We start from the raw sequence: 18,133 nt of genomic DNA on the forward strand, positions 1-18,133 counted from the left end.
CCTCATTTTTTCATGTACATAAAAATCTTTGTTATTTTCACAATAGTTCTTTATAGTATAGATATGAAGGATTACTAATATCGAATAAATATAACAAAACAGCTTTATTTTACATAATAAGAGGATGTGTGTATACGATGTCATTACAGACTAAATATATAGCGGGTATTTCGCTTGGGGTTATGGGAGTAGGCTTTGCTGCTTCTATCCCTTTTCAAGGAACGATAGCTGGAGAGATTATACAAGGGGGATTTGAAGCTGGATTAGTTGGCGGACTTGCGGATTGGTTCGCGGTTACAGCATTATTTCGTCATCCGATGGGAATCCCAATTCCGCATACAGCTTTGTTACCTAAAAACCGTAAACGAGTAACGAAAGGGCTCATTCATACGTTAGAAAATGAGTGGCTGACGAAAGAAAGTATTACGAATAAAGTAAAAGAAATGCAGTTAGCGCAAATGGTGCTACAAATTGCTGAGAGAAAAATGCAGTCTGATGCTGTGAAAAAGGGAATTGTAACGATTGCTGAGAAAGCGATTGTTTCAATAGATACAGAAAAGTTAGCTGTTATTATTGAAAAAGAACTTAAAACATATTTGCATACAATTAATACGAGTAACATCTTACAAGTGCTTGTTGATCAATTAGTTGTGCAAGAATATGATGAAAAGACACTTGATTACATATTAGTAAAAGTGAAAGATTGGACAGCGCAAGATGAAGCTCGTTACCAGCTTGGAAGCTTAGGTATGAAGGCGATGGAAAACATAAAAGTAGATGGATTCTTACAGTTTACTTTGAAATCGTTTATGAATATTGTAGATGAAGATAAAATTGGCGGCATTTTGCAGAAATTTATTATTAGCAATATTAACAGCTTACAAGATGCAGATAATGGCACAAGACAACTTATCTTATCAAAAATTCGCCAAGAAATTATAAATGTAAAAGAAAATGAAGCTTTACTGCAGGAATTAGAAAATTGGAAAGAAAAATGGATTGCCAATTGGGATGCTACTGACAAAATTAAAGAGATGCTAGAGCAAGTACAACAAAGGGCAATTATTTTTGTGAAAAATGAAGAATTTACGGATAAATATGTTATTCCATTTTTACAAACACAAATGAATAAAATAAAAGAAGATGAACAAACTGTTCAAAAAATAGAAGATTGGTTACAAAAGCAAGTTGTCACACTTGTTGAAAAGAATCATTCGAAAATTGGAAAACTTGTACAAGAAAACCTTGATAAACTAGACGATAAAACATTAATTGAAATGATCGAAAATAACGTCGGTAAAGATTTGCAGTGGATTCGAGTGAACGGGGCTGTTTGCGGATTTATGATTGGCTTAATTTTAGAAGGAATTAAAGCGATTATATGAGAAAAACCTTCCACATTTGTGGAAGGTTTTTCTTATTTTTCGATAACGTTCATATTCAAATTATAAGCTTTCTCAATATTTAATTTGTACGTTCCATTTCCAGTTTTAATTGAATTTTTATACCAATGTTCTCGGTCGATTAATTCTGGATTTTCTTCTGAAGTATTATTTTCTTTTTTCGTTAAATCTTCAACTTGTTCCCAAGGTGTGTTTCCATGTGTTTCTTTTTGATTTGTTACTGCTGTTAAAGATACATCACTCTCTTTTGCAAGATGGACAGACACTCTTGAGCTTTCTTGTACAAACCAATTATTTTGTAATTGACCTGGATAAAGAGATAGTTCGTTATTTGAAGCACGGATTTCCACATTTTTATTTTGCGGAAGAACAAGCGTTGGTTTCACCTGTGGTGCCGAGTTAAATAACGTATGCTGAACAGGTAATGATTTTAATGTGATATGCATCGTTTCTCCAGCCGTTTGAACGGAAAGGAAATCATCTCGTTTTAAATTGAGTTTTTCATTTGCTTTCGTCGTCATTTCATACGTTCCCAAAAGATGAATTTGATTTGTATTATTTCCCTCTATGGTTAGAGGCTGATGTCCTGCATCTACTACGATTTTTTTGATAGATTCAGGTATATCAAGTGGTCCGTCTGGAATATTACTCGTTTGCCTCGTTGTATTCATAGAATGACGAACTTCGTCTAGTAATCCAGTAGATAATAAACAGTAAAAAGCAATTCCAACACTTCCTAAAACGCCGATAAAGAAAATACTAAAAATATCATATTTAATAAATGATTGTTCCTTTTTAGAAAATAGAAGGTATAGTAAAATTTCAGCGCCAAGTATAATAAGTAAAACAGGCCACCATGCTGTTAATGTATCCAATACTTGGGTGCCTTTAATGACTGAAAATAGTAAGAAGCAACCTAATGTAATAATGGAAAGCCCCATTGAGAATGTTCCAACGCGCCATGTTCTCATTCGTTTGTACCACCTTTATTTTCTTTATTTCCAAGTAACAATTTAAAGCCGCCGCCAATTAAAAGGAGAGCAACGATAGACGTTTGGAAATAGCGATAATATAGTTCGCTAAGATGAATATTAAATATAGTTGCAAAATAGTCATTCAAAATAGGAAGGACTGTTTGATCTAATAAATAATAACCACCTAATACAATTAATCCGATACCGATCCATCTTTGATGATTTATAAAATAATCTATGATAGGTTCGTCATTAACACGTTCTTTTCCGTATTTTGCAGTTTGCTGTAACGCATCAAAAAAGCTATAGAACCAAATGATTGGTACTAAAAATAAAAACGCAGAAAGTCTTAATAAGTCGAGCAAATAAATGGATAGTAAAAAGGCTGCCATAAGCTGAAGACCACGGCGCTGTAAGCCTAAATACATATGTCCTGCTCCAGGAAACATCGCTAAAATGGAAGCGAATGTTTTATTTTTCTTTCCTTGTTCTCGGTGCTCTTCAAACTCTTCAAAAATAGTACGGTCATCTAGTTGCTCTCCGCGTTCTTTTTTCTGTAGTTGTTGAACAACATCGAAGAAATTATAAATCCATAAAACAGGTAACGTCACGAGAAAGATAAGGAAACTTTCTTGAGATGTTAAAAGGGCAACGAAAATGATCATACTTCCGATTCCTGTACAAGCTACTAAAAATGTAAGGCCACGTTGCATAAGTCCTAATTGAAAGTGACCAAGTCCAGGGATAATTGATAGAAGAATGATATAAAATCGTTCGCTCTCTTTAGAGGACTCTGTAAATTCTCCGGCCGCTTGTTTTTTCGATTGATTAATAATAGTGATAACTAAATCTAATAAATTGATCGCCCATAACACGACTAGTAAAAATAGAGAAAGAAAAGCAATATCACGCTCTCCTAATGCTATTGTGCAAAATGCTGCAAAGATAAATAGAAATACAGCCCCTCCGCTATATAAAATAAACCGTCCAAACTTCTTTAAATATAAATGTCCAAGCCCAGGAATTAGCCCTAATACAAGTGCTAAAAAGGGGTTTTTATTCATGCTTTGAACCTCCGTCCTTTGTTGATGTGTCTACCGATTTGTTTACAATTTGTTGTGAGATAGAAGACTCGTTATGTTTTGAAGATTTCTCGAAATTTGATGTCGCTGTAAAAATATATTGGAATAAACCACTTACCATAAAAATAATTGTAGCCGCAGTCGCAATTATGTAGTGAATAATTGTGCGTTTTAGTGAGTTTGTTTTTATATATTCATTAGACTGTAGTGTTTCAAAATTAATTTGCGTCATAACTTCGTTCGTAAATGAATCATCATTTATCATTGGAAGGTTTTCATGTTGTTCATCAATACTTTCCATATAAAGTGCTAAACAATAATCACATTCAAAAAGATGTTCTTCCATAGATTCACGTTCATTGCTTTCTATAAAATCTAATGTATAATTGCGCCAATCTTCTTTTGAATAATGCATCATAGAAACTCTTCCTCCTTCCAATGTTTTTTAATCCATTTTCTTGCCCGATACAGTTTCATTTCGACTGTTTTCACTTCGATGTTTTCCTGCAAAGCAATTTCTTGATAACTTTTTTCTTCTAAATAATGCGAGAGAACGACATCACGGTAATTTTCAGGAAGTTCTCTTAGTTTTTGAGCAATGAGTAATTTTTGCTCTTTCGTCAATAGTAAAGCTTCAATGTTATGAGAGGATTTTATATTTTCCTCAGTTTCTTTACATAAGGAGAGTTCTTCGTGTTCTCTAGCTTTCTTCCTTTTATAATCAATAGCGTGATTGGTGGCAATACGCGCCATCCACGTTTTTAATCCGCGAAATTGATAATTTGGGAGAGAGGCGTGAATTTTTACGAATACTTCTTGTGTAACATCTTTCGCATCTTCTTCATGTCTTAAAATAGAAAAGATAACTTGGAAAATATAGTGACGATATGTTTGCACAAGGATACGAAAAGCATGTTCGCTTCCTTGCTGTGCTTTTTCAATTAATTGTTTTTCCTCAATGGGTCTCTCCCTCCTTTTTGACGCATTCTATTATATAGACGTAAGAAATGATAAGTCACCCTACACATGTTGTAAAAAAAGAATAATATATTTTTAGAAAGGAGGCTATATAAAAAAAGGTGTGAAAAAATGGTAAAAAGGAGTATATAATGAGCAAAGAGGAAATGTTACGCGGAGAAAGGATGTGAATGTTAGTAGGAGGACGTCCATACTAACAAACATGAAAATTAAAATATTAATAGCAGATGATAATTCTTTTATTAGAGAAGGTATGAAAATTATTTTAAATACATACGAAGAGTTTGAAGTATTAGCTACTGTAAATGATGGAAAAGAAGCCGTAGCATATTGTAAGAAGCATGAAGTCGATATTGTGCTTTTAGATGTTCGTATGCCAAACATGAACGGGGTAGAGGCGACGAAAATAATTTGTGAAGAGACGAAAACGAAGTCACTTATTTTAACGACGTTTGATGATGATGAATATATATTGGACGCAGTAAAAAACGGAGCAAAAGGTTATTTATTAAAAAATAATGATCCGGAACGTATTCGTGATGCGATAAAAGGAGTGTATAACGGTCAAACTGTTATGCAAGATGTAGTACTTGATAAAATTAAATCTAATTTAATGGAAAGTAAAGAGGAAGAATGTAAAATAGATAAAAGTCTTTTTACAGAAAGGGAGCTTAGTATTATCGCATTAATTGCGAAAGGTTTCTCGAATAAAGAAATTTCGAAGCAACTTTTCATATCCGAAGGAACAATTGCAAATTATATTACATCTGTTTTAGGGAAAACTGGACTTGAACATCGCACACAAATCGCGATTTATTACTTAACAGGGAAAGTAGATTAATGATATGGAATTTTGGTTAATTGTAAGTAAATTAATTGTCTTTATATATATTGTGTTCAGTTACATCCATTCAAACGTTACGAACTTACCGTGGGTTATACTTACTTTGCTTTTATATCTTTCTATAAACGTGCTGATCTCCATATTTAAAAAAGATACGTACAAAAAAATATTAACTTGTGTGTCAATTGGTGTAGTTATGTTATTGACATGGAAGGTTCATCCGTTTTTTATTTTGTTTTTACCTTTGAATGTATACGAAGTGACATTTCATTATATAGAGAAGAAATGGCAACTTTTTATCATTATGATGATACCTATTATTATTACAGATGAAAATATTCGAATGACGTATGGATTAATTGTTGCATTTTCTTTTCTCGTTTTAACTATGGCAAATCGATATATATCGCGTGTAGTAAAGCTGGAATCACAAAATGATAAGATGCGAAAAGATATGCAGCGACTGACGAAAAGCTTACATGAAAATAAAGAATACATAAGACAATCAGAGTACACGTTTAAGTTAGAAGAGAGAAATCGACTATCTCAAGAAATTCATGACAAAATCGGTCACTCGATGACAGGTGCGCTTATTCAAATGGAAGCAGCAAAGAGATTGCTTGAAATAGATAAAGAAAAATCTGCCGAGTTATTACAAAATGCAATTCATATTTCGAAAGATGGCATTGAAAGTATTCGGGTTACATTAAAAAATATGAAGCCACCTACTGAGCAAATTGGTATTCATCGTATGAAATTATTCATAGAGGAATTTGCCGGTAAGCATGATGTAAATATTCCTTTCGTATATAAAGGGAATTTAGATATGATTTCACCGATTCAGTGGAAGATTATCGGTGAAAATGTTACGGAGGCATTAACAAATGCGATGAAATATGCTGATGCGACAGTCATTTCAATCGATATTCATGTACTTAACAAGATGGTGAAAGTGCAAGTGAAGGATAACGGAAAAGGTGCAGCACTTGTAAAAAAAGGTCTCGGTATTATGGGGATGGAGGAGCGAACAGCATCTGTAAATGGAAAAATTATTGTAGATGGGACAAGTGGTTTTTCAGTAACAATGTTGCTGCCGATATAAAAGAATGGGACGAGGATGAATCATCTCATATGAAAAAAGTGAATAATCTCATGTGAAAAGAATGAACTTCTGCACTGAGCAGGTTCATTCTTTTTGTTTATACTAAAAGCAGAGAAACCGAAATAGGGGTGAAATGATGAATACATTAGAAATTAAAAATTTAACGAAAAAATTTGGTGATTTCATCGCGGTAGATAATATGTCTTTATCTATTAAAGAAGGAGAAATATTTGGCTTTTTAGGATCAAATGGTGCAGGTAAGAGTACAACGATTAATATGATTGCTGGTTTGCTAAGAAGTAATGAAGGTGAAATTAGCATACTAGGAAAAAATATAAAGAAACATAATCGATTTGCGAAAATGAATATTGGTATCGTTCCGCAAGATATTGCGATTTATGAAGAGTTAACTGCCTATGAAAATGTGAAATTCTTTGCTGGATTGTATGGATTACGAGGAGCCGAGCTAAAAGCGAGAGTAGAGGAAGCACTTCAATTTGTAGGGCTTAGTGATAAACATAAAAGTTACCCGAAAAACTTTTCTGGTGGGATGAAACGAAGACTGAATATCGCTTGTGCAATCGCTCATAGACCGAAGTTAATTATTATGGATGAGCCGACAGTTGGAATTGATCCACAGTCAAGAAACTATATTCTCCAGTCTGTTCGAAAATTAAATGAAATGGGAAGTACCATTATTTACACGAGCCACTACATGGAAGAAGTAGAAGAAATTTGTACGAAAATAGCAATTGTTGATCACGGTAAAGTAATTGCAGAAGGAACGAAAGAACAGTTAAAAGCGATTATTACCGATACGAAAGACATTTGGATTGAAGTAAAATCAGTAGAAAATTTAGATGTAGAAAAATTAAAAGAGATAAACGGTGTGAAAGCTGTTCAAATTGAAGAGAACGTAATTAAGGTAAACTCGGATGCAGGAGTAAATAATTTAAATAAAATTATTCAGCATTTCATTAATCATGACATTGAAATTCGTTCGTTAGAGGAGCAGGCTCCGAACTTAGAAACAGTATTCCTTACGTTGACTGGAAGAAACTTACGAGATAAATAAAAGGTAAATGAAGAAAAGGTAAAGGGAGGTTCATCAATTGAACATCTTCAATATTGCAGTTATGCATATTAAAAGAGATTTCAGGGACGTAAGAACTTTAGTTTTTATGTTAGCATTTCCTATTGTGCTTATGCTTGTGTTAGGAACAGCGTTAACGAATGCATTTAATAGTGATAGTCATTCTATTAAAGATATTCAAGTGCTATACAAAGACGAAGCGAGTAGCACGTTTTCTCAATCATTTGAAACATTTACGAAAGAAGTCGATAAATCGGGCATTCATTTTAAAAAAGCTTCTGAAGGTATAGATGGGAAAGAGGCAGTGAAGCAAAATAAATATGCTGCTTATGTAGAGTTAAATAAAGATGGTGCGAAATTTTACGGAAGTGACAGAAGTAGTATAGAGGGAAGTATTGTAGAGGGAATGCTTACAACATTTGTTGATAAGTACAATGTAGCGTTCGAAGTTGCAAAAGTAGATCCTAGTAAGGTTAGCGCAGTTATTTCAAACGGAAATCATAATGATTATATAAAAGAAACATCTTTACAAGCTGCGAAAAAACCAGGTTCTATGGATTATTATGCGGTTGTAATGACGACGATGATTGCACTATATGCTGCGATGGGAGCGAGTTCTTTAATTCGAGGAGAACGAATACGTAAAACAGGAGATCGTCTCATTGCTGCACCTATAAGTAAGGCTGAAATTTTCATTGGGAAGGTGCTAGGTAGTCTAGTAGCAAATGCCCTGTGCATATTACTCGTCATGTTATTTAGTAAATTTGTTTTTCAAGCGAATTGGGGCGACCATCTTGGAATTATATTTCTTATTTTATTAACAGAGGTTTTTCTGGCAATTAGCTTCGGTTTAGGGATCGGGTATATTACGAATACAGGTGAAGCATCTAGAGCAATTGTTTTAGTTATAGTGCAATTAGCTTCTATTTTTGGCGGAGCATACTTTGTAGTAGAAGAAAATGTCGTTACGAATTTATCACCATTAACGTGGGCAAATACAGCTGTTATGAAAATTATTTATGCGAATGATGTAGGAGCTGCACTACCGGTAATATCTTTAAACCTTGGAATTTCAGCACTCTTTTTAATCATTGCGATTATTGCATTACGCAGACGGGAGGGGCTATAGTATGAAAGATATTTTATGGCTTATACAAAAAACACTAACTGTTCTTTTGAAAAATAAAAAAGGATTATTCATTATTATTAGTTTGCCGATAATAGGAACATTAATCTCCTTTTCAATGTATGGGAATGTGGGGCAAGGGACGTTAAATATCGGAGTTATAAATAAAGAAAATCAACTTATAGCAAATGATACAGTGAAATTTTTAGAACGGTTAAATCATGTAAATGTGAGTAAGGTTAAGGAGTCTGAAGTAGAAGAAAAACTCACTTCCAAAAAACTTGATGGTGTGATTACGTTAGAGGCTGGTTTTTCCGAAAGTGTTCGAGAAGGGAAACCAGAGCATATTGAAATTTCATCGATTAAAGGTGATCAAGTAACAGGATTTATAAAATCTTATTTATACAACTATATTGATAATGTAGCAGCTATTAGTAAAGTAGCAGGAACAGATCAAAGTGCATTTGATAGTATGTACGCAGGATATCAAAAAGGTTCATTTAAAATGAAAACGGAGACGCTAGAAGATACTTCGAAAAATAAAGATATGACAAACCAAACGATGGGTTATCTTATTATGTTTATGCTATTTTCAGCAGCGAACTTATCAGGTTATATTTTAAAAGAAAAAGAAAATAGAACGTATTTTAGACTATTATCAACGCCGATAGATGGAAAGAAATTTATATTATCTAATGTCGGGGTAAATATGATGATACTAACAGTACAAATTCTAATTACAATCTTATTCCTAACGAATGTATTTCATACGAATATCAATATGCCTTTCATAGTGATGATTGGTGTACTCATGCTATTTGCTTTAATAGCGATTGGAATATCGTTAGTCCTTGTCGCCTTTTCGAAAAACTCAGCATCGGCAAATGCACTGCAAAATATGATTATTGTACCGACATGTTTACTGGCTGGATGTTATTTTCCGTATGACATTATGCCGAAAGCGGTACAAAAAGTAGCTGATTTTCTTCCACAACGCTGGTTGTTAGATACAGTATCAAAAATACAACAAGGAATTCCATTCTCTGAGTTGTATTTAAATATTTTAATCTTATTCGCCTTTGCGGTCGCATTCTTCTTAATTGCTATTTATAAGTTTGGAAGAAATAATGATGCGAGGAATTTTGTTTAATGTGAAAAGGATGTGACGTTAAGTCACATCCTTTTTTGTATGAAGCATGAAATCTAAACTTGAATGACAAAATAGAAAGGTGGAAAGAAAATGATCGGAAGGAAATCAAAATGATTAAAAAAATATTGCGAGTTACTTCTATTGTTATTGCTATTTTCGTTTTTATTTTAATATGGATGCATATCGATGTTACCTTAGGTAGGAAAATGGAAGCTGGGAAAAACATGCCGACAGAGTATGCACCTCATTATAGTGATTTTCAATTATATGTAAAAGGGAAGTCGTTTTATAAACAGTTATTTACCGACATAAGAGAAGCAAAGCAATCTATTTACACGTATTTTTTTATTTTGTCGGATGATAAAAGTAGCCATACGTTTTTAAATTTATTAAAAGAGAAGGCAAAAGAAGGAGTAAACGTCTATTTATCAGTTGATCGCATTAATGATTTATCATTTGAAGGAAAGATGATAAATGAATTGCGGGAAAGTGGTGTACATTTTACGTATAGTAGAAAACCTGAATTGCCATTCGGATTTTATTCACTTCACCATCGTAATCATCGCCGTATTACGACAATTGATGGGGAGATTGGATATACAGGTGGTTTTAATATAGGAGATGAGTACTTAGGAAAAGATAAGCGATTTGGATATTGGCGTGACTATCATGTGCGGCTTAAAGGAGAAGGAGCAAAAGATTTAGAAGAACAGTTTGCTTTAGATTGGAAACGAGATACGAAAGAAAATATAAAGAGAAGTACGAATAAAGCTAGTAAAGGGAACACGTTACATACGATGGCCAGTTACAATGGGCATAACGTCGCCGAAAAATATGTAGAGTTAATAAACCAAGCAAAGCATTCGGTTGTCATTACGACGCCGTATTTTATAGCGAAAAATAAAGAGCTAATGAATGCTTTAATCGCAGCACAAAAGCGTGGTGTTACAGTAAAAATACTTTGGTCATATAAACCAGATCTACCTCTTATAAAAGAAGCGGCGTATCCGTATATACGTCAAGCTGTTAATAATGGGATTACTGTATATGGGTATAAAAAAGGAATGTTCCATGGCAAATTAATGCTGATTGATAATGAGTTAACTGTTATAGGTACAACGAACTTTACTGCACGTAGCTTCTATATTAATGATGAGATGAATTTGTATATTCATGGTGGATCTATCGTCTCAGAAGTGAATGAGGCGTTAACGCAAGATTTTCATGATTCGAAAGAAATGACGAAAGAATTTTTTGAGAAGTTATCATTTTGGGAGCATTGTAAGGAGAAGTTGGGGGGATTGGCTGATTTTTATTTATAAAGGTTAATGAAAAAGGGTGTCTTTTAGAGACACCCTTTTCATGAGAAATAACTATTATTCATGCACAAGCATCGAAACATCATCATTAATCAACGTCCCCACATGTTCCCCTAAACATATTTTCTTCATCACCCCAGGCTCATCGAAGTTAAAGACATGTGCTGGTAAATTGTAGTCCCGAGCAAGCAATAAAGCGGCTTGGTCCATGACTTGTATGTTTTGTCTAACAACATCGTTATAGTTCAGCTTTCGATACATTTTTGCTGATTTGTTATGCTTCGGATCACTTGTAAAAACGCCGTCCACACCTTGTTTTGCGACTAATATGGCGTCACTATTCATTTCGATTGCTCTCTGTACACTTGGGTAATCTGTCGTAACGAAAGGTTGCCCGTTACCGCCTCCAAAAATAACGACATAACCGTTATCTAAATGATGGACTGCACGCAAGCGAATATATGGTTCAGCTACTGCGTTAAAAGGGATGGAAGTCATAACGCGTACTTCTTTATTTGTTTTACTAGTTAAAACACCGCGTAGCATTAAGCTATTAATAATCGTACCTAACGTACCGATATTATCAGCTTCTACACGATCAATTCCCCATTCTTCAGCTAGATGACCTCTGAAAATGTTACCGCCACCGATAACGATGGATACTTCGATACCTAAATCAACAATGGATAAAATTTCGTTTGCGATATGTTCTAATCGTTTGGAGTTAAAGCTATTTCCAGTTTGATCGGCAAGAGCGCCGCCGCTTAGTTTTATTAAAACTCTTTTATATGGCCTCATAACAATTCCCCCTATATAGATCGCAATAAAAAAGGAACAAAGGCGAATGCCTTTGTTCCTTTTTAAGAAAACGAAAAAGAAAAGAAGAAGATAGGACGAATTTTTTCACGTAACTTTTCATACTATCCACTCCTTTTCATTTTGATTTGTTTTAAGTATATATCTTTTTGATTATACGAAACAATCTGATTACTTATCAAGTTTATTTTATCATTTTTTAACAAAATGGTGTCAATGAAAAATATAAGAAAAATATTTGAATTTTTTGTGACAAACTTGTAGGTTTTTGTATGATTTTGTAGGTTCGCTTATATGATGTGTGAGTAGCTTTTATAAATTCAAATTGAAAGCGTTCGCATGAAGGGGATGAACATAAATGAAAAAATTCGGATTGGCAACACAAATTTTTGTCGCGCTTGTTTTAGGGATTGTAGTAGGGGCAGTCTTTTATGGCAATAAAACGGCGATTTCTTATATCACACCAATTGGGGATATATTTATTCACTTAATTAAGATGATTGTAGTACCAATTGTTATTTCAGCATTAATTGTTGCGGTAGCTGGCGTGGGAGATATGAAAAAGCTTGGGAAACTGGGCGGTAAGACAATTCTTTATTTCGAAATTATTACGACGATTGCTATTTTAATGGGATTACTTGCAGCGAATATATTCCAACCAGGTACTGGCGTTGATATGAGTAATTTACAGCAAAGTGATATTTCTTCTTATAAACAAACTGCAGATGCAACAGAGAAGAAAGGATTTGCTGAAACGATTGTTCATATTGTACCGAAAAACGTATTTGAATCTATCTCACAAGGTGACTTATTACCGATTATATTCTTCTCCGTGTTATTTGGTTTAGGAGTTGCGGCAATTGGAGAAAAAGGAAAGCCTGTCTTTAACTTTTTTGAAGGTGTACTCGAAGCGATGTTTTGGGTTACAAATCAAGTTATGAAGTTTGCACCATTCGGTGTATTCGCATTAATTGCTGTTACGGTTGCAAAATTTGGTGTAGCAACACTACTTCCGTTAGGAAAACTAGTGCTAGCTGTATACGTAACTGTTATACTATTCGTTGTGATTGTATTAGGTATTAATGCACGAATGGTTGGCGTAAACATTTTTACATTAATAAAAATTTTAAAAGAAGAACTTATTCTTTCATTTACGACAGCAAGTTCAGAAGCTGTTTTACCTAATATAATGAGAAAAATGGAAGAGTTCGGTTGTCCAAAGGCAGTTGCCTCTTTCGTAATTCCGACAGGTTATACATTTAACTTGACTGGATCGGCTATTTATCAAGCGTTAGCGGCATTGTTTGTTGCACAAATGTATGGTGTACACATGTCACTGACGGAGCAAATAACGTTATTATTCGTTCTCATGTTAACATCCAAAGGTATGGCGGGAGTTCCAGGTGCATCGTTCGTTGTTGTATTAGCAACGTTAGGTTCAATGGGGTTACCACTAGAAGGTATCGCGTTAATTGCGGGAATTGACCGCATTTTAGATATGATTCGCTCATCTGTCAATGTATTAGGAAATGCATTAGCGGCCATTGTTATGTCGAAGTGGGAAGGCGAATTCGATAATGAGAAAGCAAAACAATATGTAGAAACAGTCAAAGAAACAAAAGCAGCATAAGAAATCGTTAAGGAGTGAATAATCATGGCAACATTAACTGAAGTTAAAAATGGTGTGCGAATTGAAAAAGATTTTTTAGGTGAAAAAGAAGTACCAAATTATGCTTACTACGGCGTACAAACAATGCGTGCAGTAGAAAACTTCCCAATTACAGGTTACAAAATTCATGAAGGTTTAATTCAAGCATTCGCAGTTGTAAAAAAAGCAGCAGCACTTGCAAATACAGATGTAGGTAGATTGGAATTGAATAAAGGCGGCGCGATCGCAGAAGCTGCTCAAGAAATTCTAGATGGAAAATGGCACGATCATTTCATCGTCGACCCAATTCAGGGCGGTGCAGGTACTTCAATGAACATGAATGCAAATGAAGTCATCGCCAATCGTGCTCTTGAATTATTAGGAATGGAAAAGGGAGACTATCATTATATTAGTCCAAACAGTCATGTAAACATGGCACAATCAACAAATGATGCATTCCCAACGGCGATTCATATCGCAACATTAAACGCATTAGAAGGTTTATTACAAACGATGGGTTATATGCATGATGTATTTGAATTAAAAGCAGAACAATTCGACCATGTTATTAAAATGGGTCGTACGCATTTACAAGATGCTGTACCAATTCGTCTTGGACAAGAGTTTAAAGCGTATTCTCGCGTACTTGAACGTGATATGAAACGTATTAAGCAATCACGTCAACATTTATATGAAGTAAATATGGGAGCAACTGCAGTTGGTACAGGCCTAAATGCAGATCCAGAGTATATTGAAGCAGTTGTAAAACATCTTGCTACAATTAGTGAATTACCGCTTGTTGGTGCAGAAGATTTAGTGGACGCGACGCAAAATACTGATGCGTACACAGAAGTGTCTGCAGCACTAAAAGTATGTATGATGAACATGTCTAAAATCGCGAATGACCTTCGCTTAATGGCATCAGGTCCACGTGTTGGTTTAGCAGAAATTATGTTACCAGCTCGTCAACCAGGTTCTTCTATTATGCCAGGGAAAGTAAACCCTGTTATGCCAGAAGTTATTAACCAAATTGCGTTCCAAGTTATTGGTAACGATCATACAATTTGCCTTGCTTCAGAAGCAGGACAATTAGAATTAAATGTTATGGAACCAGTACTTGTTTTCAACTTACTTCAATCTATTAGCATTATGAATAACGGTTTCCGTGCCTTTACAGATAATTGCTTAAAAGGAATTGAAGCGAATGAAGATCGTTTAAAAGAGTATGTTGAGAAAAGTGTAGGAATTATCACAGCCGTGAACCCTCATATCGGTTATGAAGCAGCAGCTCGTGTTGCGAAAGAAGCAATTGCAACAGGTCAATCCGTTCGTGAACTTTGTGTGAAAAATGGTGTATTGTCACAAGAAGATTTAGAGTTAATTCTAGATCCATTTGAAATGACACATCCAGGGATTGCAGGAGCAACTCTTTTAAAGAAAAATTAAAAGAAGAGGGGGACAATCCCCTCTTTTTTGTTTACAATATAGAAATGCTATATATGAATAGAGGTAGGGATGTTATGAGTAAGTTTACAGTGGCTTCTAATGGTGCATTAGAAACAACATTAAGAGGAGCAGAAGTATTATCAACACCACTTTTAAATAAAGGGGTAGCTTTCACACAAGAGGAAAGAGAAGAGTTAGGTTTAAAAGGTTTATTACCGCCAGCGGTTTTAACATTAGAAGAACAAGCACGCCGAGCATATGAACAATTTAGTTCTCAGCCGGATGATTTATTAAAAAATGTATACTTAACGGCGTTACATGATCGAAATGAAGTATTATTTTATCGTATATTAACAGATCATTTACGTGAAATGTTACCGATTGTATATACACCAACTGTAGGTGTAGCAATTCAAAGGTATAGTCATGAATACCGTAAACCACGTGGTATTTATTTATCAATTAACGATCCATCAGGTATTGAAGATGCATTTGCCAATATCGGTGCAACAGCTGAAAATATTGATTTAGTCGTTGTAACGGATGGAGAAGGTATATTAGGAATTGGTGATTGGGGTGTTGGTGGAATTAACATCGCAATTGGGAAATTAGCTGTATATACGGCCGCAGTTGGAATCGATCCTAGCCGTGTATTACCAGTAATTTTAGATGTAGGTACAAATCGTGAGGAATTATTAAACAATCCATTTTATATCGGAAATCGTCACCCTCGTATAACAGGGGAAGCTTACGATGAATTTATTGATACGTTTGTTCAAGCGGTAAATAAACAATTCCCGAAGGCGCTTCTACATTGGGAAGACTTCAGTTCTCGAAATGCACGAAAAATTTTAGATAAATATCGTCATGACGTTTGTACATTTAATGATGATATTCAAGGTACAGGGGCAGTTTCACTTGCTGCTGTATTATCGGCAGTAAAAGCTTCTGGTGTACCGCTAAGTGAGCACCGTGTTGTTGTGTTTGGTGCTGGTACGGCTGGAATCGGTATCGCAGATCAAGTAAGAGATGCAATGGTTCGCGTCGGCTTATCAGACGAAGAATCTCATAATCGTTTCTGGTGTATTGACCGTAACGGATTAGTTACAGATACTATGGAAGATCTTCTTGATTTCCAAATTCCATATGCAAGAAAAGAAGCAGAAGTAAGTGATTGGAAACAAAATGATGTGATTGGGCTTGCTGAAGTTGTGAAATATGTAAAACCGACAATTTTAATTGGAACATCAACAGTTGCGGGCGCATTTAAAGAAGAGATTATTAAAGAAATGGCTTCTCACGTAGAAAGACCAATTATTTTACCAATGTCGAATCCAACACCACTTGCGGAAGCGAAACCAGCAGATTTAATCGAGTGGACAGAAGGAAGAGCGTTAGTTGCAACAGGAAGTCCGTTTGAACCGGTTACATATAACGGTGTAACGTATGTGATTGGACAGTCAAATAACGCACTTATTTTCCCAGGACTAGGTCTTGGTACAATTGTTGTTCGTGCAAGCGTCATGACGGATGGAATGTTCGCAGCAGCAGCTGAAGCAGTTGCAAGTATGGTAGATACAAGTCAGCCAGGAGCACCTATTTTGCCAGAAGTTGAAGAGTTACGTAATATCTCTGAACTAGTTGCAATTGAAGTAGCGAAAGTTGCAGTTGCAGAAGGTGTTGCTAGAGAGAACTTAAGTGATAACGATATTAAGATTGCAGTGAAAGAAGCAATGTGGAAGCCTGAGTATCGTCAAATAAAAGCGGTAGAAAAGGTTAGTATATAGAGAAAAAGCCCGTTTATAATAATAAACGGGCTTTACTTATACATTTTGAAAAAATATATAGGAAGTGGCAGCTTTGAATTGGAATCAATTATGGAAGAAAGATATGTATCTTTTAATTATATTAATGGTAGTTGTCCCAATTGCTGGAGAGCTTAATTTTCATCCTTTTAATGATATGTTTCGTGTTAGCTTCGGGACACCGCTTTTCTTCTTTTTATTACTATTTTTAAGAAGAATACCAGCAGCTGCTGCAGGTGTTCTCGTCGGTATATCTGTAGTTTTATTCCGTGTAAGTCTTGACTGGGTATTGCAAGGTTCATTCCATATGACAGAATCATTTTATTTGCGCTATCCTGTGTTCTTTTATTATTTTATTTATGGAAGCCTCTTTTCGTTTTGTAGGGTAAATAAGTTTCATCAGAAGCCAATTGTTATTGGGTGCCTTGGAATTTCAATTGAAATTATTGCAAGTATGTCAGAACTTGCGTTTTATCATATGCTCGTACTAGGCACAACAATAACAGTTTCTGAAGTGAATAAACTAATCATTATAGCTATTTTCCGTAGTTTCTTTGCGCTCGGTTTTTTAAATATGATGAATTTATATGAAACGAAATTAAAAGAATCCCAAGTTCGAAAAGAAAATGAAAATATGTTAATGTATCTCTCTAATTTATATGTGGAATCTGTCCATTTGAAAAAAACGTTACAAAATGCTGAGTTAATTACACAAGAAGCATATCAACTATATCGAAACTTACAATCGAACGATGACTTAAATAGCAAAACAGCTTTAAAAATAGCAGGAGAAGTGCATGAAATAAAAAAGGATAATCAAAGGATTTTTGCAGGGTTATCTAAACTGTTATTAGATAAAAATGTGGCTGAGTATGTAGAAGGACATGAATTAGCGGAAATAATTGTAAGAATAAATGAGAAGTATGCTGAAATGCTAGGAAAAGAGATACGTTTTTCTAAACATATAGAAGGTGAGCACGCTGCATATCACGTGTATACAGTTCTATCAATTCTTAATAATTTAGTTGCAAATGCAGTGGAAGCAATTGAGGATAGAGGTCTCATTAGTATAAAGCTATATAAACGAGATAAACATATATTCTTTGAAGTAATTGACGATGGTCCTGGTATTGCACAGAAGTATAAGAAATTAGTATTTAAGCCAGGGTTTACTTCAAAGTATGATCAAACGGGAACACCGTCAACAGGTATTGGACTTTCTTACATAAACGAAATGGTAACAGAGCTAGGTGGAGAAGTGAGATTAGAAGACCGAGAAACTGGCGGCGGGTGTAAGTTTATCGTTTGTTTACCGGAGTGCAGTTTAAAGCGGGAAGGGGAATAATG

16 protein-coding genes are annotated in these 18,133 nt (G+C 34.8%); 11 read left to right on the plus strand and 5 right to left on the minus strand.

All coding sequences use genetic code 11. The features are described from left to right. Window positions 1–137 precede the first annotated feature (137 nt). Window positions 138–1,385 (plus strand): DUF445 domain-containing protein, encoded by a 1,248-nt coding sequence (locus JDS98_RS05445; RefSeq protein WP_097957154.1) that lies wholly within the window; start codon window positions 138–140, stop codon window positions 1,383–1,385. A gap of 32 nt (window positions 1,386–1,417) precedes the next feature. On the opposite strand, the gene exsE is transcribed toward JDS98_RS05445, so the two are convergent. Genes exsE through JDS98_RS05465 form a run of 4 tightly spaced genes read right to left on the minus strand, consistent with a single transcriptional unit; the run spans window position 1,418 to window position 4,356 of the window. Continuing rightward, complete coding sequence (gene exsE / locus JDS98_RS05450; RefSeq protein ID WP_001261438.1) at window positions 1,418–2,374, minus strand: exosporium protein ExsE; 957 nt, start codon at window positions 2,372–2,374, stop codon at window positions 1,418–1,420. Then, window positions 2,371–3,441 (minus strand): hypothetical protein, encoded by a 1,071-nt coding sequence (locus JDS98_RS05455; RefSeq protein WP_001039103.1) that lies wholly within the window; start codon window positions 3,439–3,441, stop codon window positions 2,371–2,373. The genes exsE and JDS98_RS05455 overlap by 4 nt, the downstream gene beginning before the upstream one ends. Then, the gene (locus tag JDS98_RS05460; protein ID WP_000972343.1) at window positions 3,434–3,877 is read right to left on the minus strand and encodes a hypothetical protein; all 444 of its coding nucleotides are present in this window, start codon (window positions 3,875–3,877) and stop codon (window positions 3,434–3,436) included. The genes JDS98_RS05455 and JDS98_RS05460 overlap by 8 nt, the downstream gene beginning before the upstream one ends. Then, a complete protein-coding gene (locus tag JDS98_RS05465; protein ID WP_237672308.1) occupies window positions 3,874–4,356 on the minus strand; it encodes an RNA polymerase sigma factor in 483 nt (160 codons plus the stop codon). The genes JDS98_RS05460 and JDS98_RS05465 overlap by 4 nt, the downstream gene beginning before the upstream one ends. 283 nt (window positions 4,357–4,639) lie before the next feature. On the opposite strand from JDS98_RS05465, the gene JDS98_RS05470 reads away from it, so the two are divergent. The 6 genes from JDS98_RS05470 (at window position 4,640) to cls (ending at window position 11,074) form a co-directional block, all read left to right on the plus strand. Further along, window positions 4,640–5,278 carry a response regulator transcription factor gene (locus tag JDS98_RS05470; RefSeq protein WP_000694087.1) on the plus strand — a complete coding sequence of 213 codons (639 nt, stop codon included), beginning with the start codon at window positions 4,640–4,642 and terminating at the stop codon, window positions 5,276–5,278. A 4-nt stretch (window positions 5,279–5,282) separates the two neighbouring features. Beyond that, a complete protein-coding gene (locus JDS98_RS05475; protein ID WP_097957155.1) occupies window positions 5,283–6,383 on the plus strand; it encodes a sensor histidine kinase in 1,101 nt (366 codons plus the stop codon). 136 nt (window positions 6,384–6,519) lie between these two features. Further along, on the plus strand, window positions 6,520–7,458 hold the full coding sequence (locus JDS98_RS05480) for an ABC transporter ATP-binding protein (protein WP_064449823.1): 939 nt from the start codon (window positions 6,520–6,522) through the stop codon (window positions 7,456–7,458). Window positions 7,459–7,495: 37 nt separating this feature from the next. Next, window positions 7,496–8,605: an ABC transporter permease gene (locus JDS98_RS05485; RefSeq protein WP_199633626.1), complete on the plus strand. Its 1,110-nt coding sequence runs from the start codon at window positions 7,496–7,498 to the stop codon at window positions 8,603–8,605. A gap of 1 nt (window position 8,606) precedes the next feature. Further along, complete coding sequence (locus JDS98_RS05490) at window positions 8,607–9,752, plus strand: ABC transporter permease (protein ID WP_097957156.1); 1,146 nt, start codon at window positions 8,607–8,609, stop codon at window positions 9,750–9,752. A gap of 110 nt (window positions 9,753–9,862) precedes the next feature. After that, the gene (gene cls, locus JDS98_RS05495) at window positions 9,863–11,074 is read left to right on the plus strand and encodes a cardiolipin synthase (RefSeq protein WP_141555988.1); all 1,212 of its coding nucleotides are present in this window, start codon (window positions 9,863–9,865) and stop codon (window positions 11,072–11,074) included. A 54-nt stretch (window positions 11,075–11,128) separates the two neighbouring features. Here cls and pyrH read toward each other — a convergent pair whose 3' ends face one another. Beyond that, window positions 11,129–11,869 carry a UMP kinase gene (gene pyrH / locus JDS98_RS05500; RefSeq protein WP_001248057.1) on the minus strand — a complete coding sequence of 247 codons (741 nt, stop codon included), beginning with the start codon at window positions 11,867–11,869 and terminating at the stop codon, window positions 11,129–11,131. 376 nt (window positions 11,870–12,245) lie between these two features. Here pyrH and JDS98_RS05505 point away from each other — a divergent pair, with 376 nt between their 5' ends. The 4 genes from JDS98_RS05505 (at window position 12,246) to JDS98_RS05520 (ending at window position 18,131) form a co-directional block, all read left to right on the plus strand. Beyond that, window positions 12,246–13,517, plus strand: coding sequence for a cation:dicarboxylate symporter family transporter (locus JDS98_RS05505; protein WP_000713298.1), 1,272 nt, complete (start codon window positions 12,246–12,248; stop codon window positions 13,515–13,517). Window positions 13,518–13,541: 24 nt separating this feature from the next. Next, window positions 13,542–14,981 (plus strand): aspartate ammonia-lyase, encoded by a 1,440-nt coding sequence (gene aspA / locus JDS98_RS05510; protein WP_000224192.1) that lies wholly within the window; start codon window positions 13,542–13,544, stop codon window positions 14,979–14,981. 74 nt (window positions 14,982–15,055) lie between these two features. After that, window positions 15,056–16,768, plus strand: coding sequence for an oxaloacetate-decarboxylating malate dehydrogenase (malS, locus tag JDS98_RS05515; protein WP_141555963.1), 1,713 nt, complete (start codon window positions 15,056–15,058; stop codon window positions 16,766–16,768). Window positions 16,769–16,832: 64 nt separating this feature from the next. Continuing rightward, window positions 16,833–18,131 carry a sensor histidine kinase gene (locus JDS98_RS05520; RefSeq protein ID WP_199633627.1) on the plus strand — a complete coding sequence of 433 codons (1,299 nt, stop codon included), beginning with the start codon at window positions 16,833–16,835 and terminating at the stop codon, window positions 18,129–18,131. Window positions 18,132–18,133: the final 2 nt, after the last annotated feature.

This window comes from Bacillus cereus group sp. N11 (genome assembly GCF_016483605.1).
In the GTDB taxonomy this organism is placed as follows: Bacteria; Bacillota; Bacilli; order Bacillales; family Bacillaceae_G; genus Bacillus_A; species Bacillus_A toyonensis.

Bases quoted from the DNA above. Each gene is read 5' to 3' on its own strand.
- JDS98_RS05490 (WP_097957156.1), top strand. From the start codon at position 8,607: ATGAAAGATATTTTATGGCTTATACAAAAAACACTAACTGTTCTTTTG.
- JDS98_RS05505 (WP_000713298.1), top strand. From the start codon at position 12,246: ATGAAAAAATTCGGATTGGCAACACAAATTTTTGTCGCGCTTGTTTTA.
- cls (WP_141555988.1), top strand. From the start codon at position 9,863: ATGATTAAAAAAATATTGCGAGTTACTTCTATTGTTATTGCTATTTTC.
- pyrH (WP_001248057.1), bottom strand. From the start codon at position 11,869: ATGAGGCCATATAAAAGAGTTTTAATAAAACTAAGCGGCGGCGCTCTT.
- JDS98_RS05460 (WP_000972343.1), bottom strand. From the start codon at position 3,877: ATGATGCATTATTCAAAAGAAGATTGGCGCAATTATACATTAGATTTT.
- aspA (WP_000224192.1), top strand. From the start codon at position 13,542: ATGGCAACATTAACTGAAGTTAAAAATGGTGTGCGAATTGAAAAAGAT.
- JDS98_RS05455 (WP_001039103.1), bottom strand. From the start codon at position 3,441: ATGAATAAAAACCCCTTTTTAGCACTTGTATTAGGGCTAATTCCTGGG.
- JDS98_RS05470 (WP_000694087.1), top strand. From the start codon at position 4,640: ATGAAAATTAAAATATTAATAGCAGATGATAATTCTTTTATTAGAGAA.
- JDS98_RS05445 (WP_097957154.1), top strand. From the start codon at position 138: ATGTCATTACAGACTAAATATATAGCGGGTATTTCGCTTGGGGTTATG.
- malS (WP_141555963.1), top strand. From the start codon at position 15,056: ATGAGTAAGTTTACAGTGGCTTCTAATGGTGCATTAGAAACAACATTA.
- JDS98_RS05475 (WP_097957155.1), top strand. From the start codon at position 5,283: ATGGAATTTTGGTTAATTGTAAGTAAATTAATTGTCTTTATATATATT.
- JDS98_RS05480 (WP_064449823.1), top strand. From the start codon at position 6,520: ATGAATACATTAGAAATTAAAAATTTAACGAAAAAATTTGGTGATTTC.
- exsE (WP_001261438.1), bottom strand. From the start codon at position 2,374: ATGAGAACATGGCGCGTTGGAACATTCTCAATGGGGCTTTCCATTATT.